At 69.9% G+C, this 25,785-nt stretch carries 18 protein-coding genes; 5 read left to right on the forward strand and 13 right to left on the reverse strand.

Annotated features, from left to right (window positions below; all coding sequences use genetic code 11):
- A partial coding sequence (locus tag FHR66_RS20935) for a hypothetical protein (RefSeq protein WP_208417148.1) occupies nucleotides 1-261 on the forward strand: 261 nt, incomplete at its 5' end.
- Between the two features lie 486 nt (nucleotides 262-747).
- On the opposite strand, the gene FHR66_RS14240 is transcribed toward FHR66_RS20935, so the two are convergent.
- The 9 genes from FHR66_RS14240 to FHR66_RS14280 all read right to left on the reverse strand — a co-directional run bounded on the left by FHR66_RS14240 (nucleotide 748) and on the right by FHR66_RS14280 (nucleotide 15,734).
- Nucleotides 748-2,064, reverse strand: a complete 1,317-nt coding sequence (locus FHR66_RS14240) for an alginate lyase family protein (RefSeq protein ID WP_237475209.1) — start codon at nucleotides 2,062-2,064, stop codon at nucleotides 748-750.
- 470 nt (nucleotides 2,065-2,534) lie between these two features.
- A complete protein-coding gene (locus FHR66_RS14245; protein ID WP_160964762.1) occupies nucleotides 2,535-3,890 on the reverse strand; it encodes a substrate-binding domain-containing protein in 1,356 nt (451 codons plus the stop codon).
- Nucleotides 3,891-4,044: 154 nt separating this feature from the next.
- A complete protein-coding gene (locus tag FHR66_RS14250) occupies nucleotides 4,045-4,920 on the reverse strand; it encodes a methylglyoxal synthase (protein WP_160964760.1) in 876 nt (291 codons plus the stop codon).
- Between the two features lie 107 nt (nucleotides 4,921-5,027).
- Nucleotides 5,028-6,083 (reverse strand): glycoside hydrolase family 5 protein, encoded by a 1,056-nt coding sequence (locus FHR66_RS14255; RefSeq protein WP_160964758.1) that lies wholly within the window; start codon nucleotides 6,081-6,083, stop codon nucleotides 5,028-5,030.
- Between the two features lie 202 nt (nucleotides 6,084-6,285).
- A complete protein-coding gene (locus FHR66_RS14260; protein ID WP_160964756.1) occupies nucleotides 6,286-7,338 on the reverse strand; it encodes a glycoside hydrolase family 5 protein in 1,053 nt (350 codons plus the stop codon).
- Nucleotides 7,339-7,599: 261 nt separating this feature from the next.
- The gene (locus FHR66_RS14265) at nucleotides 7,600-8,658 is read right to left on the reverse strand and encodes a glycoside hydrolase family 5 protein (RefSeq protein WP_160964754.1); all 1,059 of its coding nucleotides are present in this window, start codon (nucleotides 8,656-8,658) and stop codon (nucleotides 7,600-7,602) included.
- Nucleotides 8,659-9,085: 427 nt separating this feature from the next.
- Nucleotides 9,086-10,576, reverse strand: coding sequence for an FAD-dependent oxidoreductase (locus FHR66_RS14270; protein WP_160964752.1), 1,491 nt, complete (start codon nucleotides 10,574-10,576; stop codon nucleotides 9,086-9,088).
- Nucleotides 10,577-10,691: 115 nt separating this feature from the next.
- Nucleotides 10,692-15,146, reverse strand: a complete 4,455-nt coding sequence (gene gltB / locus FHR66_RS14275; protein WP_160964750.1) for a glutamate synthase large subunit — start codon at nucleotides 15,144-15,146, stop codon at nucleotides 10,692-10,694.
- Nucleotides 15,147-15,338: 192 nt separating this feature from the next.
- The gene (locus FHR66_RS14280; protein ID WP_160964748.1) at nucleotides 15,339-15,734 is read right to left on the reverse strand and encodes an I78 family peptidase inhibitor; all 396 of its coding nucleotides are present in this window, start codon (nucleotides 15,732-15,734) and stop codon (nucleotides 15,339-15,341) included.
- Between the two features lie 290 nt (nucleotides 15,735-16,024).
- On the opposite strand from FHR66_RS14280, the gene FHR66_RS14285 reads away from it, so the two are divergent.
- Nucleotides 16,025-17,254 carry a DNA topoisomerase IB gene (locus FHR66_RS14285; protein ID WP_167087891.1) on the forward strand — a complete coding sequence of 410 codons (1,230 nt, stop codon included), beginning with the start codon at nucleotides 16,025-16,027 and terminating at the stop codon, nucleotides 17,252-17,254.
- A gap of 66 nt (nucleotides 17,255-17,320) precedes the next feature.
- Here FHR66_RS14285 and FHR66_RS14290 read toward each other — a convergent pair whose 3' ends face one another.
- On the reverse strand, nucleotides 17,321-17,677 hold the full coding sequence (locus tag FHR66_RS14290) for a hypothetical protein (protein ID WP_160964744.1): 357 nt from the start codon (nucleotides 17,675-17,677) through the stop codon (nucleotides 17,321-17,323).
- 139 nt (nucleotides 17,678-17,816) lie between these two features.
- Between FHR66_RS14290 and FHR66_RS14295 the strand changes: the two genes are divergently transcribed.
- Both FHR66_RS14295 and FHR66_RS14300 read left to right on the forward strand, forming a co-directional pair.
- Nucleotides 17,817-18,050, forward strand: coding sequence for a hypothetical protein (locus FHR66_RS14295; RefSeq protein WP_160964742.1), 234 nt, complete (start codon nucleotides 17,817-17,819; stop codon nucleotides 18,048-18,050).
- Nucleotides 18,051-18,120: 70 nt separating this feature from the next.
- Nucleotides 18,121-19,152 carry an SDR family oxidoreductase gene (locus FHR66_RS14300; protein WP_160964740.1) on the forward strand — a complete coding sequence of 344 codons (1,032 nt, stop codon included), beginning with the start codon at nucleotides 18,121-18,123 and terminating at the stop codon, nucleotides 19,150-19,152.
- A gap of 207 nt (nucleotides 19,153-19,359) precedes the next feature.
- On the opposite strand, the gene ligD is transcribed toward FHR66_RS14300, so the two are convergent.
- The 3 genes from ligD to FHR66_RS14315 form a co-directional block, all read right to left on the reverse strand.
- Entirely contained in the window at nucleotides 19,360-21,996 is a 2,637-nt protein-coding gene (ligD, locus tag FHR66_RS14305; RefSeq protein WP_160964738.1) for a DNA ligase D, read from the reverse strand.
- A gap of 19 nt (nucleotides 21,997-22,015) precedes the next feature.
- Nucleotides 22,016-22,192, reverse strand: coding sequence for a DUF3606 domain-containing protein (locus tag FHR66_RS14310; protein WP_160964736.1), 177 nt, complete (start codon nucleotides 22,190-22,192; stop codon nucleotides 22,016-22,018).
- A 192-nt stretch (nucleotides 22,193-22,384) separates the two neighbouring features.
- Nucleotides 22,385-24,700 carry a porin family protein gene (locus FHR66_RS14315; RefSeq protein ID WP_202394536.1) on the reverse strand — a complete coding sequence of 772 codons (2,316 nt, stop codon included), beginning with the start codon at nucleotides 24,698-24,700 and terminating at the stop codon, nucleotides 22,385-22,387.
- Nucleotides 24,701-25,398: 698 nt separating this feature from the next.
- Here FHR66_RS14315 and FHR66_RS14320 point away from each other — a divergent pair.
- Complete coding sequence (locus FHR66_RS14320) at nucleotides 25,399-25,785, forward strand: BlaI/MecI/CopY family transcriptional regulator (RefSeq protein ID WP_160964732.1); 387 nt, start codon at nucleotides 25,399-25,401, stop codon at nucleotides 25,783-25,785.

A 25,785-nucleotide genomic window follows, 5' to 3' on the forward strand; every position in this document is an offset into this window, starting at 1 on the left:
TGTGGCTCAAGCCATGCGAGAGTAGGTCATCGCCAGGGGCTTTACCCCAAATCCCCGTCCCAAAAGGACGGGGATTTTTTATTGCGTGAGAAAAAAGCGATTGCGCGAAAAAAACTTCGATTCATGCGATTGCTGCGTCAGTCACGCGAACGCCGCCGCGTCGGCCGTAAACCACAGCACCAGCGGCGACCTCACGCCCTCTGCTGCGACCCTGATCCTGCGCCGATCATGCAACTGGCTTCCCTCGCTGCAACGGCATGACCGCGCCGTAGAATCGGCCCAACCGCCGGAGCCACGCAGACCTGCACCCACCCAATACCTGCGACTGCCGTCGCCATCGTGGCCGCTGCTGCGGTCACGTCGTCTTCTGCACCGTGCGTTTCACAGATCGCCCTGATGGCGTTGTAAGGCAGCCGGCCCGCCTCGATGGCAAGCGCTGAACCAGTGGGGTGCGCCGGCAGGGACGGATGCGGCAAGACATGCGACGGCATCCTGGGTGTCGGTTGCCGACAGGGGGGCTCTGCGGCCTACCGAACAGATCGCCAGGGCCACCCGGAATGCACAGCGCGACAGGCTGCCGGCTCAAGGTGCAGCGTTAAACAGCCTTGCTGCCCGGCACCAGGTCCCGTGCGATCCGCCGCCATTCAATCCCATCCGAACGCCACTGCATCCTGCCGCGTCTCGCGTCCAGCCGGGCGCCCAGCGAGTCGGCGCCCGGCGCAACCGCGGCGCCACGAGGGGGCCGCGCTACCGTGCCTTGTCCGGCAACAGGCTGATCCCCAAACGCCAGGACGATGTGCCGTGGCCGAGTTGTTGGGCCAGGCGCGCGCAGGCTGGATCGTAGGCCGCCGCAAGCACCAGCAACGGTACCGCGCCCTCCGCTGCGTACGGCGCACCGATTACGTGGCCGGCTTCGCCGTTGTCCGAGCGCGCCTTGTCGAAGGGCACCTGGCTGCCGACGAACTCGGCATGGCTGCGTTCGCCGCGCAGATACGGCAGCAGCCAGTCGACGCTGCGCGCCAGCGATGCGCCGTTCGGCGCGCGCCAGTGGTACAGATCCTCGCCGCGTTCGGAGAACAGCAGCGCCAGCGTCACCAGCGGGCGCAGGTCGTAGACGTGATAGGACAGCGCATCGCGCTCGACGAAATCGACGCTGCGGCCGTCGGGCAGCAGATTGTCGGCGATCTGTTGGCGAAAGCCGGTGCGGGCGTAGTCCAGCAAGCGGGTGTCGTCGAGCGCGGCGCCGATCATGCCCACGGTCTTCAGGCGGTGACTGTGCCAGTTGTTGGTGGCGGTCTTGCGCTTGAGATCGCGCGAGCCGATCTCGGCGTCGGCGATCTTTCGCATCCACGCGTCGATTGCGCGGCGTTGCGCGTCCGGCAGCGCCGGGCGGACGATGCGGTAGGCGAAGATCGCCGGTTCCAGCCCGGTCTCGTCGATCGGGTTGCCGTTGGGCACGTTGCGCGCGGCCCATTGCGCGAGTTGGTCGCCGGCGGCCAGTGCATCTGCGCGCTCGCCCTGCAGGGCGAAGCGTAGCGCCAGTGCCTGGATACGTGGCATGTCGCCCAGGCTGGCTTCGGTCGCCGCCTTCACCGGATCGCCATGCAGGCGGCCGCCGGTGCTCAGGTTGTCGAGCGGATGCGCGCCCTGTGCGCGTGCCGCATCGGCCAGCCGGGCCTGCGTCGCCTCGACTTCGCGCCAGGTTGAGTCGGTGGCTGCCGACGCATGCAACTGTTGCCATTGTGCTGTGGTCGGCCAAAGCCGCTGTACTGCAGCGGCCGGAGTGCTGTGCGTCAGCGCGAGTCCGGCAAGCACCATGCCGAGCATGGCGTGCGATGAGCGAGGCATGGCGATCTCCAGAGGCAGTTGCGCGAGCGTTGTTGGGCGACTGTAGGCGTCGTGCGGTGAACGCCGGATGGCCCGGGTGCGGGAGCACGGTGGCCAGCATGCTCGCCGGTTCGTGTATGGCGATTGGGCGTATCGGCGCCAGCGCGGTGTCATGCGCGCCAGGCTGCTTTCTCCCGACCTGAGGCGGCGTGCGCCGAATCGTTGTGGCAGCGCCATGCGTGGCGCTGCGCGGTGCGAGGACATGGAGCAGCAGGGGCTTCGGTCTAGGCGTGCCTGTCCTGTCAGGCCCGCCCGAAGCCGCTCTATGACCGGATCGTCCAGATGAGGCGTGCTGATCCCGTTCTCGGCAGCCGGCAGCCGGCGGCCGAGAAGGCGCCGTCATGCTGGATCACCACGTCGCTTGTGGGGTATCGCCGCATGGGCACGATGGCCATTGAATGCCTGCCAAGGCGCCAAGCCTCGCATCGTCCGCCAGCGAGGGCGCTTCGCGCCCCGTACCCTCACCCCAACCCCTCTCCCGATGGGAGAGGGGCTTTCGCGTTCCGTTCTCTTCCCGGGACCGCGGCCCTTTTCGGGGAGGCGCCTCCGAAAGGGCGGATGAGGGGGCGGGCGATGTCTCGTTCGATGTTTCGTTGCATCGATGTGCCCGATCACCAGCATCCATCCACGCTCTGCAACGCACCTCCCTACCGGGCCCGATCCAGCAACCAGAGTTCGACGCGCTCGTTGCGTGCCTTGGCCTCCGCGTCCTCGCCGCCGACCAGCGGACGCAGCGCGCCGAGGCCGCGGACGCGTTCCACCGCGACGCCACGTTGCACCAGGTACGCGGCGACGACGTCGGCGCGGTCGTTGCTGGCGATGGTCGGGTACAGGCGGTTGGCGCTGTCGGGGGTAGCGAAGCCGATCACCGCCAGGGCGCGCCCATGCATCGCCGGCTGTTGCATGAAGGCGACCAGCCGGTCCAGGTCCTGGGCGCTGCGCGCTTCGTACATCCCATTGAGCGACTGCAGGCTGAAACGCAGCGTAGTGGTCAGGCGCCGGGCGCCGGTGCTTGCCTGGACATAGGCAGCGTCCGCGCGGGCAGCAGCGGTCCCGGTTTGTAGCGTGGCCGTATCCACGTCGATCGCCAGGGAGATCGGGCCGAGCCGACGCACCAGCTGTTGCGCCTGGGGGCCGATCGCATACAGGGCCAGGCTGCGGCCGAGCGCCGACATCATCTGGCCGCCATACAGGCTGTAGCGCTGGACCAGCGGATAGTCCTCGCCGCGCACTGCGGCCGCGCTCGGGGCCACGGCGACACCGCCGTCGGCGATGGCCAGCGCTCGCGTGCCGGCCGGCACCGGCGTGGTCAGTCCGACGATCGCCAGTGCCTCGGGATGGCCGGCGACGGCGCGTGCGGCCTCGGTCAGGTCGGCATGCACGACATCTCCCGGCGCGCGCAGCGCGGGCAACTCCAGACGTTCGCGCAGGAAGTCGTCGAGCCCGCCGGGCGTGGCGCGACGATGCAGCGCGATCGGCAGGTCTGCGCCGCCGACTTGCGACCAACGGGTCGCGCGTCCAATCAGGATGTCGCGCAATTGCGCCACGCTCAGCGTGGCGATGGGGTTGTCGGCGGCGACCAGGACCCGCGCACCGTCCAGGGCCACGACGAACTGCTGGTCGGGCGAGGCGAGGTCGCCGAGCTGCCAGGCGGCCTCGCGTTCGCGCGCATCGGGCTGACGCGCCAGCATCGCCAGCTCGGCGTGGCCATGTACCAGGTCGGCGATGCCGGCGGCCGAGCCGGTGCCGGCGATCTCGACCACCAGCGGCGCATCGTCGCGCACCGCGGCGATCTCCAGCGTGGTCGCATCGACGCGACGACGTTGCAGTTGCCGGTAGCCCATGCTCTGCAGCCAGGATTCCACCAGCGCCGGCATCAGCCGCGCGCCGAGGCTGTTGGAGCCGTGCACGCGCAGGCGTTCGGCCGGTTGCGCAGACGCGGATGGAAGCGCGCACAGCATGGCCGCGCCGAGCAGCAGCAGGCGCAGGGTGAAACGCAACATGGGATCCCCCCTGGGATCTGGACAGGCGCGGCAGTGTTGGCGATCGGCGTGACATCGCGGTGACTGTGCGCGCGGTCACGCACGACAACGCGGCGTCACGGCGTGACCTGTCGGCGGTCCGCGCGTGCTGCGATCGCGCGGGACCGGAGGAACGTCAGGCAGACGCGAGGCGGCGGTCGGCGGCTTGCGCCCAGCGTGCGGCGATCGCCGGCGAGGTGATGCACACCGCGCTGTCGGTGACCGTGGTCACCGCGCGCTCCAGCAACTGGATATCGGCTTCGTGCTGGCGCGCGACATGCGGATCCTCGAAGAAGATCGCGCGGTGGCAGCGCCGTTCCAGCACGCGATCGGCGATCTGCGCGTCGCCGCCCATCGGGCCGCTCTGGTAGCGGTGCACCCAGGGCTGGCCCTGCGGCCAGCCGCGGCTCCAGGCCAGTTCGTTGAGCCGCTGTCCGGTGGTGCCGGTGGCCACGCGCTCGGCGAAGCGCGACAGCAGATCGAAATGTTCGCTGGCGAAGGCCAGCATCTGCGGCTTCATCGCATCGTGCGCGATCAGCGCCAGGGTCTGCCGTTGCAGCGCGTACAGATCGTCGGCGCCGCGGTCCGGAGCCAGCGCGGCGTGGATGCGTTCCATCTCCACCCAGTCGCGGGCGCTGGCCACGGTGGAGATGAACGGCTTGCCGTGGATCACGCACTGGCGCTTGAGTGCGATCGCCTCGGGAAAGATCGAGGACGGGTCGACCGGATCGATCAGGTAGATGGCGCCGTCGAGGGTGCGCTCGGCGCCTTCCAGGCCCACGACTTCGGCCACCAACTTCATCAGTCCGCCCTCGCGGCCGAACGGGTAGCGCTTGAGGCCGGCATAGCCGTACAACAACCCGGCACGCACGATCGCCTCGTGGGTGCGGCCGACCGCATGCAGGCCGAGCTGCAGCTCGCGGATGCCGGCCTCGCTGGCATGCAGCCAGCGGAACAGCGCGGCGTCCTTGCCCTGGTGGTGCAGTCGGTTGGCGGCCAGGCCCAGGCGCATGCGTCGATCCGTGCGGGAAAGGTGCGACAGTCTGCGCCCGATCGCGGCGCAGACTCAATCGCGATGCGATCGCCGTGCCGCCGCCGCCGATCGCGGCCCCGCTGGTGTCATTGCGTGACCTGCTGCGCACGTACCGCCAGCACGTCCATCTGCGGCTTGTCGGCGCCGCTCTTGTCCGGCTGCAGGTTGAATGCATAGTCGCTGCGCCACCAGGCGCCGCCGGCCCAGGCGGTCCAGCCCAGCCATACGTCGCCGTTGGCGTGGACGTAGTCGAGCATGGTGTCGAGTGCGGCCAGGCAGGTGGCGTCGCTGCTGCCGCCGAACTCGCCGAGGAACCCGCGATAGCCGTTGGCGCGCAACCACTGGGTGAACCCCTGCAGACGGTCCGCGCCGATGCTGCTGCCGACGCAGGCGGCGCTGGTGCCGGAGGAGTCGGGATCCAGGTACTGGTGCACTTCGAACGCCAGGTTGTCGGCGGGGTCGTGCACCGTCAGCAAGGCCTGCGCGTTGGACACGCCGTACCAGGTGCTGTTCCAGCTGTGCGCGCCACTGAAGGCCGTGCCGGGCACCAGGATCAGATTGTCGGCGCCGGTGCCGCGGATCGCGTCGATCGACGCCTGTGCGATGGCGGCCCAATCGCCCGAAGCGAGGCCGTTGGGTTCGTTCATCAGCCCGAACACCACGCTGGCGTCGTTGCCGAAGACCAGCGACAGGCGCCGCCACAGATCGGCCAGCGCTGCCGCCGGGACCGCGTCGCCGCCGATGCGCACGCCGTCGTACTTGGCGTAGTTGTGCACGTCCAGGATCAGCTGCAGGTCGTAGCGCTTGGCGCGTTCGACCGCGGTGCGCAGGGCGTCGAGCTGCACGGAGTCTAGCGGGCCGTTGGCCAGCGGCTGCAGCCGCTCCCACAGGAACGGCAGGCGCACGATGTTCATGCCCTGCGCGGCGGTGTACGCATAGTCGGCGTCGGTGGGATACACATAGTCCTTGAACAGCACGCCGGGCTTCTTCGCCGAATTGAACTCGGCACCGGCCAGGTTGATGCCGGCATAGCGCAGCGTCTGCTGCGCGTGGGCGAATGGCACGCAGGCGGCAAGGAGCAGGCATAGCGCGGCGCGACGCCGCCATTGCGAGGAACGGGAAACGTGGTCGATGCGTGGCATGACGGATCCTTCGTGGGGAAGAGCGACAGGCGCCGCCGCGATGCGGCGTGCGCGGCCATCGCACACCGCTGCAACCGCCATGCCAGAGCGATCGTGGTCGTCAAGAAAGTGCGACGCATTGCACGTCGCACGTCATGTGCCGGTGCGCGCGACGCTGTCGCGTGGGTCGTCGGATGCGTTCGTCGTTGCGCCGGCGCCGCGCTCAGCGTGTGATGCGCTGCGCCCAGGGCGCGAGGATCGTCATCTGCGGACGGTCATGGCCGTCGGCGTCGGGCTGCACGTTGAACGGATAGTCGGCGCGCCACCAGGCGCCGCCGGCCCAATAGCTCCAGCCCAGCCACAGCGTCGGATGCTGCGCGATGTCGGCGAGCATGCCGTCCAGCGCGCGGCGGCAGACCGGATTGTCGGCGGCGCCGAATTCGCCGAGAAAGCCGAGATGACCGGTCTGCTGCAGCCAGCCGGTGAAGGCGCGCAGGCGTTCGGCGCCGATGTCCGCGCTCACGCAGACCGGGCTGGTGCCGCTGGAATCGGCGTCCAGGTACTGGTGCACTTCGATCGCCACGCGTTGCAGCGGGTCGTGCAGCGTGGCCAGCGCATCGGCGTTGGAGGCGCCGGCCACCGGCGTGTACCAGCTATGCGCGCCGGTCCACAGCGCGCCCGGCACCAGGATCAGGTTGCTGGCGCCGGTGCCGCGGATCGCATCGACGGCGGCCTGCGCCACGGTGGCCCACGCGGCCGGGGTGATGCCGTGCGGCTCGTTCATCAACCCGAAGACCACTGCATTGTCGCTGCCGTAGGCGCGCGCCAGACGCTGCCACAGGTCGACGAAGGCGGCGACCGGCAGACCGGTGCTGCCGATGAGGCGGCCGTCGTAGCGCGCGTAGTTGTGGATGTCCACGATCACGTACATGCCCTGCGCCTTGGCCTGCTGCACGGCGTCGTCGATCAGTGCCAGTTGCGCGGCGTCGAGCGGACCGCGCGGTTGCGGCTGCAGGCGTTCCCAGCGCACCGGCAGGCGCAGCAGGTTCATGCCCTTGCCGGCGAAATAGGTGTAGTCGCTGCTGCGCGGATAGGTGTAGTCGACACCGACCACGCCGGGAATCTTCGACGGCGCGATCTCCGCGCCGGACAGGTTGACGCCGGCGAAGCGCAGCGCTTCCTGTGCGTGCAGCGACGCCAGCGGAACGGACAGGCAAAGCAGCAGTGCGGCACGCAAGGCGTGCCGCGAACGCCGCCGCAAGGTGCGCGCGATCATGGTGGGTCTCCTTCGGCATCAGAGGGGGAACCCGGCCGAGGGAGATGCCAGGTCGGGCTGATGACTACGGTGTGCGGACACCGTAGTGCATTGCCGAGGACGAGGCGATGCCTTGCATGCGCGCATGCATGGATCTGTGCGGCTATTGGCAGCGCGAACCGGTACTGGATCGCGCTGCACCACGCGTGCAGCGCGAACGCCGTGCGCCGTGCTGCGGTGATACGCGGGGTGTTGCCGGCATGCGGCGCCGGCAACGGCGCCTCACTTCTTGCCGGTGATCTCGCGGGCGTACTTGGACAGGATCGCCATCTGCGGCTTTTCGCTGCCGTCCTTGCCGGGCTGCACATTGAACGGATAGTCGGGCTTCCACCACGCGCCGGCCGCCCACCAGGTCCAACCCAGGATCACGTCGTCGTTCTTCTGCATGTAGCTGAGCATGTTCTCCAGCGCCTGGTTGCAGGTGGGCGTGTTGGCGGTGGCGAATTCGCCGATGAAGCCGACCTTCTTGTTCTCGCGCAGCCAGCTGACGAACCCGGCCAGCTTCTCGGCGCCGGCGGTGGCGCTGACGCACTCGCCCTTGGTGCCGCTGTTGTCGCGGTCCAGGTACTGGTGCGCTTCGAACGCCATGCGGTTGCGCGGATCCTTGAGCGGCTGCAGCGCCACTGCGTTGGATGTGCCGTAGGACGTGCTGCGCCAGCTGTGCGCGCCGGTGTAGGCGGTGCCCGGCACCAGGATCAGGTTGTTGGCGCCGGCCTTGCGGATGGCGTCGATCGCCGCCTGCGCCGCGCTGGCCCAGTCGGTCGAGGACACCGCGTTGGGTTCGTTCATCAGCCCGAAGATGACGTTGTCGTCGCCCTTGAACTCCTTGGCCAGGCGCCGCCACAGATCGGCGAACACCGCGTCCGGGGCGCCTTCGCTGCCGACCAGCGCGCCGTTGTACTTGGCGTAGTTGTGCGGATCCAGGATCAGGTACAGGTGGTTCGCCTTGGCCTGCTCCACCGACTTCTTCAACAATGCCAGTTGCGCCGGGTCGAACTCGCCCTTGGCGGTGGGCTGCAGGCGCTCCCACAGGAACGGCAGGCGGATGGTGTTCATGCCCTTGCTGGCGAAGTAGCTGTAGTCGGTCGCCGTCGGGTAGGTGTAGTCCTTGTACAGCACGCCGGGCTTCTTGCCGGAGTTGAACTCGGCGCCGGACAGGTTGACGCCGGCGTACTTGAGCACGCTGCGGCCTTCGGCGGCGGCGTTGCAGGCGACGGCGGCCAGCAGCAGCGCCAGCGGCAGGGAACGCCAGCGCGGGGAACACGACGAGGAAAGCGACATGGGGGAGCTTCCTGGGGTGAGGGGAGGCGCCGTCCGTGTCGGGGGAGTGCGGGCGGCACGCGCAAGGGTGCAAGGATCGCCCCCGTGATCGCCAGCCTGCATGCACCCGTGTTAGCCCGGCATTCACCTGGCGCAGACACGCCGCGCGCGGACGTTTGCTGCGTCACGACGCGTGCGTGGTGCAGCCTGCAGCGGCGGCGTGACCGCCGTCGCGGCAATGCGTCCACCGTCTGCGCGCCAGGGCGCAGCGAAGGTTGAGCGGTGGAGGGATGTTCGCTGGAGACCAGCGATGCCGCGCGCGTCACGGATCTCGGCGAATGCGTGACACAGCGGTCCGGCGAATGCCGCTTTCGCCGCATCCGCCAGTCCTGCAAGGTCTTGCCGCCGCCGAACTGGCCTAACGCTGCCGCGATCGCGGCAGCGTCGCTCAGGCAGCGGCCTGGGTCGTCACCGGCAGACGGTTGCCGATCCATTCGGCGATGCTGGCTGCGGCGTCGCGGCCTTCGGCCACCGCGGTGACCACCAGATCGGCGCCGCGCACCGCGTCGCCGCCGGCGAACAGTTTCGGGTTGGTGGTCTGGTACGGCAGGCGGCCGCTGCCATCGGGCTCGCTGCCGCCGGCGAGGATGCGACCGTTGACGGTGCCTTCCACGCCCTGCGCGGCCAGCCACTCGGGCACGCTCGGCGAGAAGCCGAAGGCGATGATGACCACGTCCGCGTCCAGCAGCGATTCGCTGCCTTCCACCGGGACCGCCGCCTGGCGCCCGCGCGCGTCCGGCTCACCCAGACGCGTCTGCACCACGCGCACGCCGACCAGGTTGCCGGCAGCGTCGGCTTCCACCGCCAGCGGCTGGCGATTGAACAGGAAGCGCACGCCTTCCTCGCGGGCATTGGCCACCTCGCGCGCCGAGCCGGGCATGTTGGCCTCGTCGCGCCGGTAGGCGCAGGTGACCTTGGCCGCGCCCAGGCGGATCGCGCTGCGCACGCAGTCCATGCCGGTATCGCCGCCGCCCAGCACGACCACGCGCTTGCCGCTGAGGTCGGGCAGCGCGATCTTGTCTTCCCAGCCGGCGATCGGCCGGCCCCAGGGATCGTTGCCGCCGACGATGCGGCTGTTCTGCACCAGGAACGGCAGCGCCGGCAGCACGCCGGGCAGATCCTGGCCGGGCAGGCCGCCATCGGTGTAGCGATAGGCGCCGGTGCCCAGGAACACCGCGTCGTACTCGCCGAGCAACTGCTCCAGGCTCACGTCGCGGCCGATCTCCACGCCCAGCCGGAACTGCACGCCCATGCCTTCGAGCACTTCGCGGCGCTTGCCGATCACGCTCTTGTCCAGCTTGAAGCTGGGGATGCCGAACTGCAGCAGCCCGCCGATCTGCTCGTAGCGGTCGTACACCACCGCCTGGATGCCGGCGCGGGCCAGGCGATCGGCGCAGCTCAGCCCGGCCGGGCCGGCGCCGATCACCGCCACGCGCTTGCCGGTGGGCTCGACCTGGCTCAGGTCCGGGCGCCAGCCGTTGTTGAGCGCGGTATCGACGATGTACTTCTCGACCGCGCCGATGGTGACCGCACCGAACTCCTCCAGCGTGCAGCTGCCTTCGCACAGGCGATCCTGCGGGCACACCCGGCCGCACACTTCCGGCAGCGGGTTGGTGCTGTGGCACAGCGCCGCGGCCTCTTCGATGCGGTTTTCCTGCACCAGCTGCAGCCACTGCGGGATGGCGTTGTGCACCGGACACTTCCAGCTGCAGTACGGGTTGCCGCAATCCAGGCAGCGCCCGGCCTGGTACTGCGCATCGGCCTTGTCGAACTTGCCGTACAGCTCGTTCCAGTCGCCGGAGGTGCGCAGTTCCACCGGAATGCGTTGCGGCATCTGCCGCGGCAGGTCGAGGAACTGGAAGGCGTGTTTGCGGCTCATAAGGCTGGGATTCGTAATTGGGGATTGGGGATTCGCGAACCCCGGGAGAGGGCGCTGGGGTGGGACGAATCCCGAATCCCCAATGCCCAATCCCGGCCGTTGCGGCGCGCCGCCATCAGGCGGCACGCCGCAGCGACTCCGTCAGCGACTCGATGCTCGCCGCCTTCGGTTTGACCAGCCAGAACTTGCCGACGTAGTCGCGGAATTCGTCGAGGATCTGCTGCGCCCAGATGCTGCCGGTCAGCTCGCGGTGGCGGCTGATCAGTTTGTGCAGGTGCTGGCGGTGGCTCTCGAAGCCTTCGGCGGAGATGCGGTGGATGTCGATCAGTTCGTGGTTGTAGCGGTCGACGAAGTCGCGGTCCACGTCGAGCACGTAGGCCAGGCCGCCGGTGAAGCCGGCGCCGAAGTTCAGCCCGACCTTGCCCAGCACCAGCACGATGCCGTCGGTCATGTACTCGCAGCAATGGTCGCCGGCGCCCTCGATCACCGCCAGCGCGCCGGAGTTGCGCACGCCGAAGCGCTCGCCGGCGCGGCCGGCCGCATACAGCTCGCCGCCGGTGGCACCATACAGGCAGGTGTTGCCGATGATCGCGGTGCTGCGCGCCTCGAAGCGCGCCCCGCGCGGCGGTCGCACCACCAGCCGGCCGCCGGCCATGCCCTTGCCGACGTAGTCGTTGGCCTCGCCTTCCAGCTCCAACTGCAGGCCGCCGGCGTTGAACGCGCCGAAGCTCTGCCCGGCCGAGCCGCGGAAGCGCAGGGTCAGCGGCGCATCGGCCATGCCATGGTTGCCGTGGACGCGGGCGATGGCACCGGACAGGCGCGCACCGATCGAGCGGTCGGTGTTGTGGATCAGGAAGCGATGATCGCCGCCGGTCTTCTTGGCGATGGCGTCGGCGAGCAGGCCGTCCATCTGCGTGGCCAGGCTGTCCGGCGATTCGTACAGGCGCTGCGCGGCGCAGTGGCCGCCGTCGTGGCGCACGTCCTTGAGCAGCCGCGACAGGTCCACGCGCACGCCTTCGCGCGGCGACACGTCCAGTTGCTGCAGCAGTTCGGTGCGGCCGACGATCTCGTCCAGCGAGCGCACGCCCAGGTACGACAGCCACTGCCGCACTTCCTCGGCCAGCAGGCGGAAGAAATTCTCCACGCGCTCGGGCAGGCCGACGAAGTGGTTGGCGCGCAGGCGCTCGTCCTGGGTGGCCACGCCGGTGGCGCAGTTGTTGAGGTGGCAGATGCGCAGGTACTTGCAGCCGAGCACGATCATCGGCCCGGTGCCGAAGCCGAAGCTGTCCGCGCCCAGGATCGCCGCCTTGACCACGTCCAGGCCGGTCTTCAGGCCGCCGTCGGTCTGCAGGATGGTGCGCGACCGCAGATCGTTGGCGACCAGCGCCTGGTGCGACTCGGCCACGCCCAGTTCCCACGGCACGCCGGCGTAGCGGATCGAGCTGACCGGGCTGGCGCCGGTGCCGCCGTCGTGGCCGGACACGGTGATCAGGTCGGCGCCGGCCTTGACCACGCCGGCGGCGATGGTGCCCACGCCGGCATGGCTGACCAGCTTCACCGACACCAGCGCGCTGGGGTTGACCTGCTTGAGGTCGTAGATCAACTGCGCGAGGTCTTCGATCGAGTAGATGTCGTGATGCGGCGGCGGCGAGATCAGGCCGATGCCCGGCTTGGCGTAGCGCAGCCGCGCGATCAGTTCGTTGACCTTGTGCCCGGGCAGCTGGCCGCCTTCGCCGGGCTTGGCGCCCTGCGCGACCTTGATCTGCAGCACCTCGGCGTTGACCAGGTATTCGGGGGTGACGCCGAAGCGGCCGGAGGCCACCTGCTTGATCTTGGATCGCTTCTCGGTGCCGTAGCGCGCCGGGTCTTCGCCGCCTTCGCCGGAATTGCTGCGCCCGCCGAGGCGGTTCATCGCGATCGCCAGCGCCTCGTGCGCCTCCGGCGACAGCGCGCCGAGGCTGATCGCCGCGGTGTCGAAGCGGCGCAGCAGGTCCTCGGCCGGCGCCACCTCGTCCAGCGGCGTCGGCGTCGCCGCGCGCTTGAGTTGCAGCAGGTCGCGCAGGGCCGAGGCCGGGCGCCCGTGCACCGCGGCGGCGTAGGCGTCCCAGTCGGCCTGCAGGCCGCTGCGCGTGGCGCGCTGCAGGGTCAGCACCACGTCCGGGTTGTACATGTGGTACTCGCCGCCGTGCACGTACTTGAGCAGGCCGCCCACTTCCGGCTTGAGCAGGTCGTTCCAGGCGCGCGCGGCCAGTTGCCGCGCCTCGGTGTCCAGCCGCGCCAGGTTCACCCCGCCGATGCGCGCGGCGGTGTCCGGGAAGCACAGCGCCACCACGTCCGGATCCAGCCCGACGATCTCGAACAACTGCGCGCCGCGGTAGCTGGCGATGGTGCAGATGCCCATCTTGGAGATGATCTTGGACAGGCCCTTGTAGATGCCCTTGCGGTACTTGCGGCCGATCTGGGTCTGCTCGCCGCCGCTCTTGAGCAGCAGGATGCCGCGCCGGCCCAGGTCGAACAGGGTCTGGTAGGCCAGGTACGGATACACCGCGGTGGCGCCGAAGCCGAGCAGGCAGGCCATGTGGTGCGGATCGCGCGCGGTGCCGGTCTCGATGATCAGGTTGACGTCGCAGCGCAGGCCGACCCGCGAGAGGTGGTGGTGCACCGCGCCGGTGGCCAGCAGCGCATGCGCCATCGGTCGTTCCGGCACCGGGTAGCGGTCGGTCAGCAGCAGCATGACCTTGCCGTCGCGCGCGGCCTGTTCGGCCTCGGCGCAGATGCGCTTGAGCCCGGCCTCCAGGCCTTCCTCGACGCTGTAGGACAGGTCGATCTGCGCGTTGCGGGTCTGGTACTGCTCCATCTTCAGCAACTGCCGCAGCTTGCGCTGGCTGAGCACCGGCGAGTTGAGGATGACGTGGTTCACCGTCTCCGGGCCGGCATGGAAGATGTTGGTCTCCTTGCCGAGCTGGGTGGTCAGCGACATCACGCAGTCTTCCCGCAACGGGTCGATCGGCGGGTTGGTGACCTGCGCGAACGCCTGGCGGAAGTAGTCGTACAGCGGCCGGGTATGGCGGCTGAGCACCGCCATCGGCGTGTCGTCGCCCATCGAGCCGGTGGCTTCCTGCTCGGTCTCGGCCAGCGGCCGCAGCACCTGCTCCACTTCCTCGGTGCTGAGCTGGAACAGCTTGTGGTAGCTGCGCAGGGTGCGCTCGTCGAACGGCTCCTCGACCAGCGAGGGATCGATCAGCTCGGTCTGCAGGTAGGTCACGCCCTGCTGCAGCCACTGCTTGTACGGCGCGCGGCCGCGGTTGATGCGGTCGATGGCGTCCGAATCGAGCAGGTCGCCGCGCTTGAGGTCGATGGCCATCATCTCGCCGGGGCCGAGCTTGCCCTTGCGGGTGACGCGCTCGGCCGGCAGTTCCCACACGCCGGCTTCGGAGGCGACCAGGAAATGCCGGTCGGAGGTCAGCATCCAGCGGGCGGGGCGCAGGCCGTTGCGGTCGAGCATGCAGGCGGCGTAGCGGCCGTCGCAGGCGACGATGCCGGCCGGGCCGTCCCACGGCTCGGTGTTGAGCCCGTAGAACTCGTAGAACGCGGCCAGGTCGGCGTCCTTGAACTCCAGCGACTGGGTGGCCGGCGGCACCAGGATGCGCAGCGCCTGCAGCAGGTCCATGCCGCCGGCGACCAGCAGCTCGAGCATGTTGTCCAGGCTCTGCGAATCGGAGCCGTGCATGGAGATCACCGGGTCGAACTCGGCGATGTCGAAGCGCGGGGTCTGCCACACCTTGCTGCGCGCCTGCGCCCAGTGCCGGTTGCCCTCGATGGTGTTGATCTCGCCGTTGTGCGCGAGCAGGCGGAACGGATGCGCCAGCGGCCAGCGCGGCAGCGTGTTGGTGGAGAAGCGCTGGTGGAACACGATGGCGCTGGAGGCCAGGTCGTTGCGCTGCAGGTCCGGGTAGAAGGTGCTGAGCTTGTCCGGCAGCACCATGCCCTTGTAGCTGATGCCGTTGGGCGAGAGCGTGGTCACGTAGAAATCGGCGACCTCGCGCAGGCGCTGCTCGGCGCGGCGGCGCGCCAGGAACAGGGCCAGGGCGAAGGCGTCCTCGCCCTGCTCGGCGCCGGCGTCGACGAACACCTGCTCGATGCGCGGCAAGGTGTCCTTGGCCAGTTGCCCGCACACCGCATCGTCGGTGGGGGTGAGGCGCCAGCCGCAGGGCTGCGCGCCGGCACGCCGCAGTTCCTCCTCCAGCACCTGGCGGCAGCGCGCGGCATCGGCATCGTCGCGCGGCAGGAACACGTTGCCGGCGGCGAAGCGCGCGCCGACGCTCAAACCGGCCTCGCGCGCCAGCGCGCGCAGGAACGGCTCGGGTTTGCGGATCAACAGGCCGCAGCCGTCGCCGGTGAGGCCGTCGGCGGCGACGCCGCCGCGATGGGTCATGCGCGACAGCGCGGCGATGGCGGTATCCACCAGCGCCCGCGAAGGTTGGTCGTCTAGCTGCGCGACCATGCCGAAACCACAGGCATCGCGCTCGTCTTGGGGGTCGTAGAGCCCGTGGCGGTTGCGGGGGGCCATGTCTGCCTCTGAAAGCGATCCGAAGGAACGCGGCGACACTCGCCCCCGCTCTGTCCTGGAGCGCTTCTTGAGGTCACCGGAATCCCGACTAAAACATAGTTGGTGCGGTGCCGCAATACACCGTTACACCTGCAACTTCAGTGCTGGCGGCGACGCTGCCACCGTTGCCGCACCGGGGTCCTGGCCGAGCGCTCAGCCGCAGCGCACGCCGGTGATCTGGTTCTTGTCGTCGACCTCGATGTTGAGCCGTTCGCCGTTGAACTCCATGGTCACCGCCTGGTTCGGCTTGAGCACGCGCGCCATCTTGGCGCCGGTGTCGCTGCGCGCCTGATCCAGCAGGTCCGGTGCGAAGGTCTGGCCGACCAGGCCCTGCGCCTGCGAGGCATCGCAGGTCCCCACCGGCGGTGCGTCCGGGGCACTGGCCGGGTCCGGCGCGGCGGCCTGCTGCGCGGCGGCCTGGGCCTTGGCGGTCACCTGTTCCTGCTCGTCCGGCGGCGGCGCGCCGCAGGCGGCCAAGGCCAGCGCCAGGCAGGCCGTGCCGAGCAGGCCGACACGCGTGGACGCACGGGAGGAAAGGGGTGTGCTCATCGGGGCTCCTATGGATGGAGGGAAGATGGGGTGAAGCATAGAACGTGCGCCGCGCTTTGAGACCGGCCGGGGCCATCGGCGGCGAACGGCACCGCCGACACGCCGACGGCCGTTGCGGTGTCTGCCGGCGCGACGCACGTTCCAACCCAGGCAGCATCGGACACGCCGCGTTCGCCACACGTTAAGCGGCACGACCCTGCCGACATCACGCGCCGTAGCCGCTGCGCTGCCGACAATCCGGGCTCGTGGAACCGGCGGCGCGGACCGCGGTTCCGGCTTACGGAGGTCCGATGTCCAACGCGTCCCGTTCCACTGCCGCCGCCGAGGCGGCGCGTGCCCGCCAGTCCCGCCAGGCCGCCAGCAGCGCGGGCCTGGTCTACGTCAGCGATCAGGAGCCGGGCATCGCCCGTCGCCGTGCCGGCAAGGGCTTCGGCTACCGCATGCCCGATGGCAGCGCCGTGCGCGACGCGGCCACCCTGCAGCGCATCCGCCAGCTGGCGATCCCGCCGGCCTATACCGAGGTGTGGATTTGCGCGCGCGACAACGGTCATCTGCAGGCCACCGGCCGCGACGCGCGTCGGCGCAAGCAATACCGCTACCACGCCGACTGGGCGCAGGTGCGCGGCGATGGCAAGTTCGAGCGCATCGTCGCCTTCGGCCAGGCGCTGCCGCGGCTGCGCCGGCGCCTGCGTCGCGACATGGCCCTGCCCGGCTACCCGCGCGACAAGGTACTGGCGATGGTGGTCGCGCTGATGGCCGAGACACTGGTGCGCGTGGGCAATGCCGAATACGCGCGCAGCAACCGCTCCTACGGCCTGACCACGCTGCGCAACCGCCACCTGGCCTTCGTCAAGGGCGGCCGCGCTCGGCTGCAGTTCCGCGGCAAGGGCGGCCAGGAGCACGACATCGAGGTCGACGACGCGCATCTGGTCAAGCTGATCCGCGGCTGCCAGCAGCTGCCCGGGCAGGCGCTGTTCCAGTACCGCGACGACGACGGCCAGCTGCAGCCGGTGGATTCGGGCGAGGTCAACGACTACCTGCGCGAGGCGATGGGCGAGAGCTTCACCGCCAAGGACTTCCGCACCTGGGGCGGTACCCGCGCCGCGCTGCAGCGGCTGGCGGCGCTGCCGCTGCCCGACAGCGGCGGCGAGCGCGCCCTGGCGCAGGCGCAGAACGCGGTGATCCGCGAGGTGGCCGAGGCGCTGGGCAATACCCCGGCGGTGTGCCGCAAGGCCTACATCGACCCGTGCGTGTTCGACGGCTGGCGCTGCGGGCGCCTGCACGGCCTGTGCGAGGGCGTGCGCGGCGAGCGGCAGTGGGACCTGATCACGCTGAAGTACCTGGGGCGGGCGCGCACCGCGGCGCGCAAGGCGGCGAAGGCCGCCGGCCGCAGCTCGGCGAAGGCGCCGCCGCTGCGCAAGGCCGCGCGTGCCACGCGCAAGGGCGTGGCGGCGAGTGCGCAGGGCAGCGGCAGCCGGGCCAAGCGCAAGACCGCGCCCGCTGCGCGCAAGCGCGCCTGAGCGCGTGACGCTGCCGCTGCCGCTGCGCTCAGGCGCGGCGGCGGCTAGAAGGCCTGTCGGCGCGAATCAGCCGCAGTACACGGTGGTGATGTTGTTGGTCGGGCCGATCTCGATGGTGAGGCGGTCGCCGCCGGTTTCGCGGGCGCCACGGTTGGCGCTGTCCACGCCGCTGGAGGTGGCGCCGTTGTCGCTGACGCTGCTCCTGACCACCTGCACCTTGAGGCTGTCGCTGTCGACCCGGGCGCGTTCGACGGTCATGCGCGAGGCGGCCAGGCCGACCGCGCCGCGGACCTTGTCGATATGGCATTGGCCGGAGATGACGCCGTCGATCGGCTGCACCTGCGCCACCTGGGTGGTACTGCAGGCGCCGAGCAGCAGCACGGCGGCGAACGGGGCGAGGCGGGCGAGTGGGTGGCGGATCATGGGGCGTCTCCTTCGATCGATGGCGCGAGCCTGTCGCGGCGCATGTTTGCGCCGCATGAAGAGATCGCGTCGGGGGTTTCACCGGTCGTGGCCGCCGGCGGGGCCAGACTTGGGATTCCCCCAGCAACCGGAGCCGATCATGGCCACCTGCGATGTCTGCGGAAACGACGACGACCAGGCCTTCACCCTGACCCAGGGCACGCGCAGCGGCACCTTCGATTCGTTCGAGTGCGCGATCCACGCCTTCGCCCCGCACTGCAGCCACTGCGATTGCCGCATCGTCGGCCACGGCGTGCAGGCCGGCGAGCGCATGTTCTGCTGCGCGCATTGTGCCCAGCACGCCGGCGTGAGCGGTCTCGCCGACCGCGCCTGACCGGGCCCCTTCCTTCCTCTCGAGGAGGTCAGCGCGACTGTGTCCTCCTCCCGCATCCGGAGTATTGCCGATGGCCTCCCGCAAGCGTCCTGCCGCCACCCCGTCCGCCCCATCCAAGCGCAGCAGCGCCTCCTCGTCCAGCGTCAAGACTGCGCAGCAGCAACGTGCGCTGCAGCGCGCGGTCGATGCCGGCGATGCCAAGCCCAAGCCCAAGCGCGCCAAGCCGGGCGACGCCGGCCAGGCCGGGCCGCGCAAGCAGCCGCAGCGCATGCCCAAGCAGCACCTGGCCAAGCCCGGCAACGAGCACGAACTGGCGCTGCAGCCACGCTTCGAGGCGCCGGAGTACGTGGGCAGCGGCAAGCTGCGCGGCATGAGCGCGATCGTGACTGGCGCCGACTCGGGCATCGGCCGCGCGGTGGCGGTGCTGTTCGCGCGCGAGGGTGCGGATGTGGCGGTGCTGTACCTGGACGAACACGAGGATGCGCAGGTCACCCGCCAGCACGTCGAGAACGAAGGCCGCCGCTGCATCACCATCGCCGGCGACGTGAAGGATCCGGCGTTCTGCGAGGATGCGGTGGCGCAGACCGTGCGCGCCTTCGGCGGGCTCGACGTCCTGGTCAACAACGCCGCCTTCCAGTTGCATTGCGATGCGCTGGAGGACCTGAGCGAAGAGCATCTGCAGGAGACCTTGCAGACCAACATCGCCGGCTATTTCCACATGGCGCGCGCGGCGTTGCCGCATCTCAAGCGCGGCGCGGCGATCGTCAACAGCGGCTCGGAGACCGGGCTGTTCGGCAGCAAGTCGCTGCTGGACTATTCGGCGACCAAGGGCGCGATCCATGCCTTCACCATGGCCCTGGCCAGCCAGTTGCAGCCGCGCGGCATCCGCGTCAACGCGGTCGCGCCGGGGCCGGTGTGGACGCCGCTCAATCCTGCCGACAAGTCTGCGGAGGACATGGCCGAGTTCGGCAAACAGAACCCGATGGGACGCCCGGCGCAGCCGGAGGAGTTGTCGCCGGCGTATGTGTTCCTCGCCTCGCCGATCACCGCCAGCTACATCAATGGCGCGATCCTGCCGGTGATGGGTGGGCCGACGGGGTGAGGTGCTGTCGGTGGGTGTTCTGGCGCCCGTACCCTCACCCCAACCCCTCTCCCGAGGGGAGAGGGGCTATGGCTTCTCCTTCTCCCGTCGGGAGAAGGTGCCCCGCAGGGGCGGATGAGGGTACGGGTCGCTCGTGTTCATTCCCAGCGAGTCGCTTCGCGCCGGACCCTCACCCCAACCCCTCTCCCGGAGGGAGAGGGGCTTCGCTTACTCCGCTTCGGCCCAACGCGCCAGGTTTTGCTTCAGCGCGTCGATGCCGGCCCACGGATCCTTGCGCCGGCGCTTCAGCTTGGCCGGGACGTCGCGCAGCTTGAAGGCGTCGGCGCGGTGCAGCTTGGGCAGGTCGCTCCAGGCCAGTGGCATCGCCACCGGCGCGCCGGCGCGGGCGCGTAGCGAGTACGAGGCCACCGCGGTGGCGCCGCGGCCGTTGCGCAGGTAGTCGACGAAGATGCGCTGGTTGCGCAGGCGCTTGCTGGCCGTGGCGAGGAAACGGTCCGGTTGCGACTGCGCCAGCGCGTCGGCGAAGCCGTGTGCGAAGCGCTTGGTCAGATCCCAGTCGCAGCCCGGCGCCAGCGGCACCACCACGTGCAGGCCCTTGCCGCCGGACACGCGCAGGAACGACTCCAGCTCCAGTTGCGCCAGCAGCTTGCGGATGTCGGTGGCCGCGCGCTTGACCTCGGCGAAGGGTACGTCCGGGCCTGGGTCCAGGTCGAACACCACGCGATCTGCTATGTCCGGGCGCTGTGCCTTGGCACCCCAGGGATGGAATTCCAGGGCGTTGAACTGCACCAGTTCCAGCAGCCCGGCCGCGTCGTCGACCACCAGATACTCGGCCTGGGTGCCGCTCTCCTCCTTCAGTTTCACCGACGACACCAGCTCGAGCCCGGCGGTGTGGTGTTTCTGGAAGAAGCACGCACGCTCGGCGCCGGCCGGGCAGCGGATGATCGACAACGGGCGGCCGGCGATCTCCGGCAGCAAGTGGTCCATCACCGCGCTGTAGTAGTCCCAGACCTCGCGCTTGGTCGCGCCGATGTCGGGGAAGACCACGCGGCCCGGGCTGGACAGTGTCGGCGGCGTGCGTGCGCTGTCGGCGTTTGCGACGTCGCGCTTGCCGCTTCCGGCCTTGGCCACTTTCGCCGCCGTTTTGGTCGCTTTAGTCGCTTTGGCCGTCTTGTCTGTCTTCTCTGTTTTGGCCTTCCTGGCGGCCGGCGTGGCGCGTGCTGCCGCCGCGCGCGGCGCCGGGGCGGCGCTATCGCCGCCGAGGTCGGTAATGTCCTTGTCGGGGCGCACCGCCTTCAGCGAGGCTTGGCGCAGCAACTGCTGGCCACCAATGCCGCGGTAGAACACCTCCACCACGAAGCGCGGCGCGAACCAGCGCGCGCTGCGCAGGTCCGTCTCGGTGGTCGGCACGTGCACGCTGGGCGTGGCGCTGCCGGCCTTGCCGATCAGCGCGGTCAGCTCGCGCAGCAGGGCGTCGGAGAAGCCGGAGCCGACCCGCCCGACGTACAGCCAGCCGTGCTCGGGATCCGGCCGTGCCAGCAGCAGCGAGCCGAAGCCGCTGCGGCTGCCCTTGGGCGCGGTGTAGCCGACCACGGCGAACTCGTCCGAGCGCAACTGCTTGGTCTTGCGCCAGTCGTCGCTGCGGCCGCCGTGGTAGCCGCGGTCGGCACGCTTGGAGACGATGCCTTCGAAATGCTGCGCGCCGGCGAGCTGAAATGCGGCGTCGCCATCGCCGTCGATGTGCGAGCTGAAGGCCAGGTGCGCATCGGCGCCCTGCAGCAGCCGCTGCAGCAACGCCTTGCGCTCGGACAGCGGTGCGGCAGCGATGTCGATGCCGTCCAGGTGCAGCAGGTCGAACAGGGCCAGCGCCAGCTTGCCCTGGCGCTCGCCGGACAGCACCGCCTGCAGCAGGTTGAAGTCTTCCTTGGTCCCCTTGCCGGCGATCAGTTCGCCGTCCAGCGCCGCCGAACGCAGGCCCAGCGCGGCGATGGCATCGCGGATCTCGGGGATCTTGTCGGTCCACTCGATCGCGTTACGCGACCACAGCCGCACCACGCCATCGGCGACGGTGGCCAGGATCCGGTAGCCATCCCACTTGATCTCGTGGATCCAGTGTGCCCCCTGCGGCGGCGCGTCGCCAAGCCGGGCCAGTTGCGCCGCGAACGGCCCATCCGGTGCCGCGGCCGGCACCGCGCTAGGCAGCGCCTGGGCGAGCTTGGCCCAGTTCGTCCGGCGGCCCTTGCGCACCGGCGCGGCGACGACCGTAGCCTTGCGTTTGTCGGGTTTGCCGGCGCCGGCGCGCTTCACGTCCTGCGCTGGCGCCGCGGTGACATCGGCCAGCAGATCGTCGGCCTCCAAGTCGCTGGCGAAGGCGTCGTTCTCCTTGAACAGCAGCCACTGCGGTTGCCGCGCCGGCTTGCCCGAGCGCACCAGGTGCCAGCCGCCCTTGAGCTTGTCGCCGAACAGTTCGAAGCGCAGATGGCCCTTGGCCAATTGCGCCTCCGGATCGTCCGCGCTGCTCCACACGCCGTGATCGAATTGGGCGACGTGGCCGCCGCCATATTCGCCCTGCGGGATCTCGCCCTCGAACGTGGCGTAGTCCAGCGGGTGGTCTTCCACTTCCACGGCCATGCGCTTGACCTTGGGGTCGTAGCTCGGCCCCTTCGGCACCGCCCAACTCTTCAGCGCATCGCCGACCTGCAGGCGGAAATCGTAGTGGCGGCGGCTGGCGTGGTGCAGTTGCACGACGAAGATCGGCCGCTGCCCGGCCGGCACCGGCTTGCCCGGCTCCGGCTCACGGGTCTTGTCGAAGCGGCGCTTGCGGCGGTAGTCGGCAAGGCTCATGGCGCGGGTCCGGCCCGCGTCACTTGCGCAGGTGCGCGCGGACCGCCGCGGCGCTGCTGCCCACGGCCTGCACCGCCGCGCGCAACTCTTCGGCGGAGACGCCCAGCGCCTGCGTCCAGTAGCGCACTTCGTAGTCTTCGTGGAGGTTGATGCGGTCGCGATCGGGCGAACCGGTGTTGCGGGTGTCGTCGCTCATGCCGATGTCCTGTGCAGAAGCCGCTGCGGTCGTGGGGCGCACGCCGCAGCGCGGCGGCGAGGGCCGACGGACGCGGCATGCGTCGGCGGACCGATGCGGAAACTTCTAGTCGCGTCGGCGTGGCACCGCCGTGAACGCCGTGTCTGCCCCATGCATGCGCACCCGCCGGGGTGGGGCGCGCATGCCGCCGGCTCAGAACGCCAGCGAGGTACTGAACAACAGTTGCCGCGGCGCGCTGCGCTGCAGCGTCTGGTAGTCGCCGGCGAAGGCGGAGCCGGCGATGTTGGCGGTGCCGATGGTGTCGCGGTCGAGCAGGTTGCTCACGTCCAGGCGCAGTTCCAGGCCCGGCAGCCGGCTGTCCGCGCCCAGCGTGTACGCCGTGTACGCGTTGACCTGCCAGAACGCCGGCACGCGCAGATCGTTCTCGTACGTAAAGGGCTGATGCAGGTATTCGGTGCTGGTGGCGCCGAGACGCCAGTGGCGCACGTGCGCCGACAGGTCGCTGACCAGCGACACCTGCGGATAGCCTGGTTGCGCCTTGCCCCGGATCGGGTAGACGTCGCCGTCGACGACCACAGCGCGGTCGTAGACCGAACGCGCCAGCGCCACGCCCTGGTAGAACTGCAGGTGCGGGGTCAGGTCGACGGTCACGCCCAGGTCGGCGCCGAACGTGTGCATCTTCGGCATCACCTGCACCGTGTTGACCTGCGCGAACTGGGTGCCGACCGCGGCGGACAGCAAGCGGTGGCGGATGTCGCCGTAGAACACGTCCGCGGTGACGGTGGCGCGGTCGAAGCGATGGGTGCCGCCGACGGTGAGGTTCCAGTCCTGTTCCGGGCGCAGGCTGCGGGTGAGGCGGTCGAAGGCGTCCTGGTCGGGCACGGTCCAGGCCGAGGCGGTATAGCCGATGTTGCCGCGCTGGGCGACGCGGAAGCCGTTCATGGCGCTGCCCAGGTCGATGAAGCCATCGGTCTGCGCGGTCGGGCTCCAGAACAGCGACAGGTGCGGCAGGAACGCGCTCTTGGCCCGGAGCGTGCCGGATGCGGGCCGGTCCGGCGCATCGCCGACACCGCCGCCGCTGGTGCGAAAATCCACCGCCTTGGCGCCCACGCCCAACACCAGCGTGTCGTTCAGCGCGATGTCGTCGTGCACGTAGGCCTGACGCGCGCGGGTGGTCCACTGCGAGACGTTGTCGGTCTTGAACGCGGCACCGTACACGTCCCACGGCCCGGTGGTGCGCAGCGGCCGGCCCTGCCCCAGCAGCGGCTCGGAGTACCAGGACGTCGCCGCGTCGGCGCTGCCGTGCTCCTGCCAGAGGCCGGCGCTGAGGGTGTGCCGGCCAGACACATAGGTCAGGCTGAGCAGGCCGCCGGTGCGCTGCAGGTGCGGCGCCTGCACCTGCTCGGAGAACGGCGCGCCGTCGGGCGAGGGCGTGGTCGGATCGCTCAGCGTGGCGTGGGTGCGGCTGCGCGCGCTGTAGACCTGCACCCGTCCGCTGAGCGCGTCGGAGATGTGGAAGTCGTGCGCGAGCGAGGCGATGCGGTCGTCGGTGACCTGGCCGGTGTCGTACGGCAACAGCCCGGCCAGCGCGCCGCAGGTGTAGGCACCGCAGGAGGCGCTAGCGTTCTGCGGCAGGGCGATGGCATAGGCCCTGGCGTAGTCGGGATAGACGCTGTCCGCGCGCCAGCCGAGCTTGCCGAGCATGTCGAAGGACAGATTGTTGTAGCCCCACATCGCCGCATGGCTGGCGGACAGGAACACGGTGAACGTGCCCCAGGCCACGTCCTGCGTCGCCTTCAGGTCGCCGCGCAGGAAGCGCTGGGTACCTCCGCCCTGGTACTTGTCCGCTCCCAGCCGTTGCAGGTCGACCTGCACCTTCGGGCCGTTGTCGCCGAGCTGCCCGCTCTGCGCGGAGACCGTGGTGACCCGGGTCGCATCGCTGCCCACGCCCTGCTTGAGGCGCAGGCCGGGCGTGTCCTTCGGTTCGCCCAGGCGGTACTCCAGCGCGCCGCCGTTGGCGCTGCTGGAGAACACGCTCACCGGTGCCGCGCCGGGGCTGACGGTGATGGTGCCGATGGCATCCGGCACGGCGACGTTGACCACGCTGGTGCCGGTCAACGACAGGAAACCGCTGTCGTTCAGCGGCACGCCTTCAAAGGTGATGCCCATTTCGTTCATGCGGAACCCGCGGACGAACAGGCTGGTGGCGGAGACGTCCAGGCCCAGGCCATCGGTGGCCGTGTAGCTGGCGCCGGGCACGGTCTTCAGACGCGCCAGGCCGTTGCTGCCGGCGATGTCGGCGTCCATGTCGCCGGCGTTGATCACGTAGCGGTTCGGACCCACCACCTGGGTGGGCGCCACCGCCGCCGCATGCGGTGAGGCCACCACGTCCAGCGCGGACAGCGTGGTCGGCGTGGTGTCGGCGTTGGCGTTCTCGACCGCGTCCGCGGCATGCGCCGAGGACGCGGCGAGGCAAGTGGCCATCGCCGCAGACAACAACGACGGCATGCATGCCTGCATGCGGCGATGCGATGCGGACGGCGGCAGGGCGGCGGCGCGGAGACGGGAGGAGGTCGCGTGCATGGTCGGATCCGGCGTGGAGTGGGGAGCGGGGGCGCACGCGCGCACCCAGCGTAGGGCTGCGGCCTGGTGGCGGCGCCCGGCTGGCTGTGCGTTTGCGATGGCAGGGCGCTGGCGGTGCGGCGCGAATCAGGGAAGGTGGCGCGCGGCAGTTGTGGCCGTTCGCTCCGGAGCGATGGAGGCGAACGGCGCAGCTGCGACAGCGCGCTTCCCGAGGTGGGTACAGCGGCGTGAAGCGATGCAGGGAATTCTTGCATCGCATGTGCGCTTGCACCATTGCGCGTTGGTACAGCGATGCCTGCCGCGCGTATGCGGTGCGATACCTGGGTATAGGCCAGAGGTGTCGCTACGCAAACAGGATCTGATCGCCGCGAACGTCTACGGCGAATGCGAGCATGTGGGCGGTGGATGCGGACCTCGCGCCGCACGCGTGCGCGGGGCATGGGTGATCGAACGCCCAGGACCGATGCGGCATCCGCCGGGATGTGACGAGCCGCTACCACCGCGTCCCGGACGGACGTCAGCGCTAGCCTGTAGCCAACCGCCGGCCCATGACCTGCGGCCTATTGACGACACTTGTCGTCACGGGTAGGTTTGCCTACACGTGTAGTCATTGGAGTGGGCGGATGCGCCGCAAATCGATCGGGGACCAGGAGCTGGCCCTGCTGCAGTACATCGCCGAACAGAGCGATGCCAGTGTCGGCGAGGTTGCCGCCGGGTTCGGCGAGGCGCGCGGGCTGGCGCGTTCGACGGTGCTGACCATGATGGAGCGCCTGCGTGCCAAGGCCTATCTGCGACGGCGCCAGGTGCAGGGCGTGTACCGCTATGCCGCCACCAGCGGCCAGGACGACGTGGTGCGCAGCGCGGTCGGCAGCTTCGTCGAGAAGACGCTGCAGGGCTCGGTGTCGCCGTTCGTGGCGTGGATGTCGCAGCGCGCCGAGGTCAGCGATACCGAACTGGCCGAACTGGAGGCCCTGGTGGCCAAACTGCAATCGCAACGGCGGGAGGACTGA

The sequence above is a fragment of the Xanthomonas sp. F4 genome (genome assembly GCF_011761895.1).

Bases quoted from the DNA above. Each gene is read 5' to 3' on its own strand.
- FHR66_RS14240 (WP_237475209.1), bottom strand. From the start codon at position 2,064: ATGGCGCTGCCACAACGATTCGGCGCACGCCGCCTCAGGTCGGGAGAA.
- FHR66_RS14245 (WP_160964762.1), bottom strand. From the start codon at position 3,890: ATGTTGCGTTTCACCCTGCGCCTGCTGCTGCTCGGCGCGGCCATGCTG.
- FHR66_RS14250 (WP_160964760.1), bottom strand. From the start codon at position 4,920: ATGCGCCTGGGCCTGGCCGCCAACCGACTGCACCACCAGGGCAAGGAC.
- FHR66_RS14255 (WP_160964758.1), bottom strand. From the start codon at position 6,083: ATGCCACGCATCGACCACGTTTCCCGTTCCTCGCAATGGCGGCGTCGC.
- FHR66_RS14260 (WP_160964756.1), bottom strand. From the start codon at position 7,338: ATGATCGCGCGCACCTTGCGGCGGCGTTCGCGGCACGCCTTGCGTGCC.
- FHR66_RS14265 (WP_160964754.1), bottom strand. From the start codon at position 8,658: ATGTCGCTTTCCTCGTCGTGTTCCCCGCGCTGGCGTTCCCTGCCGCTG.
- FHR66_RS14270 (WP_160964752.1), bottom strand. From the start codon at position 10,576: ATGAGCCGCAAACACGCCTTCCAGTTCCTCGACCTGCCGCGGCAGATG.
- gltB (WP_160964750.1), bottom strand. From the start codon at position 15,146: ATGGCCCCCCGCAACCGCCACGGGCTCTACGACCCCCAAGACGAGCGC.
- FHR66_RS14280 (WP_160964748.1), bottom strand. From the start codon at position 15,734: ATGAGCACACCCCTTTCCTCCCGTGCGTCCACGCGTGTCGGCCTGCTC.
- FHR66_RS14285 (WP_167087891.1), top strand. From the start codon at position 16,025: ATGTCCAACGCGTCCCGTTCCACTGCCGCCGCCGAGGCGGCGCGTGCC.
- FHR66_RS14290 (WP_160964744.1), bottom strand. From the start codon at position 17,677: ATGATCCGCCACCCACTCGCCCGCCTCGCCCCGTTCGCCGCCGTGCTG.
- FHR66_RS14295 (WP_160964742.1), top strand. From the start codon at position 17,817: ATGGCCACCTGCGATGTCTGCGGAAACGACGACGACCAGGCCTTCACC.
- FHR66_RS14300 (WP_160964740.1), top strand. From the start codon at position 18,121: ATGGCCTCCCGCAAGCGTCCTGCCGCCACCCCGTCCGCCCCATCCAAG.
- ligD (WP_160964738.1), bottom strand. From the start codon at position 21,996: ATGAGCCTTGCCGACTACCGCCGCAAGCGCCGCTTCGACAAGACCCGT.
- FHR66_RS14310 (WP_160964736.1), bottom strand. From the start codon at position 22,192: ATGAGCGACGACACCCGCAACACCGGTTCGCCCGATCGCGACCGCATC.
- FHR66_RS14315 (WP_202394536.1), bottom strand. From the start codon at position 24,700: ATGCCGTCGTTGTTGTCTGCGGCGATGGCCACTTGCCTCGCCGCGTCC.
- FHR66_RS14320 (WP_160964732.1), top strand. From the start codon at position 25,399: ATGCGCCGCAAATCGATCGGGGACCAGGAGCTGGCCCTGCTGCAGTAC.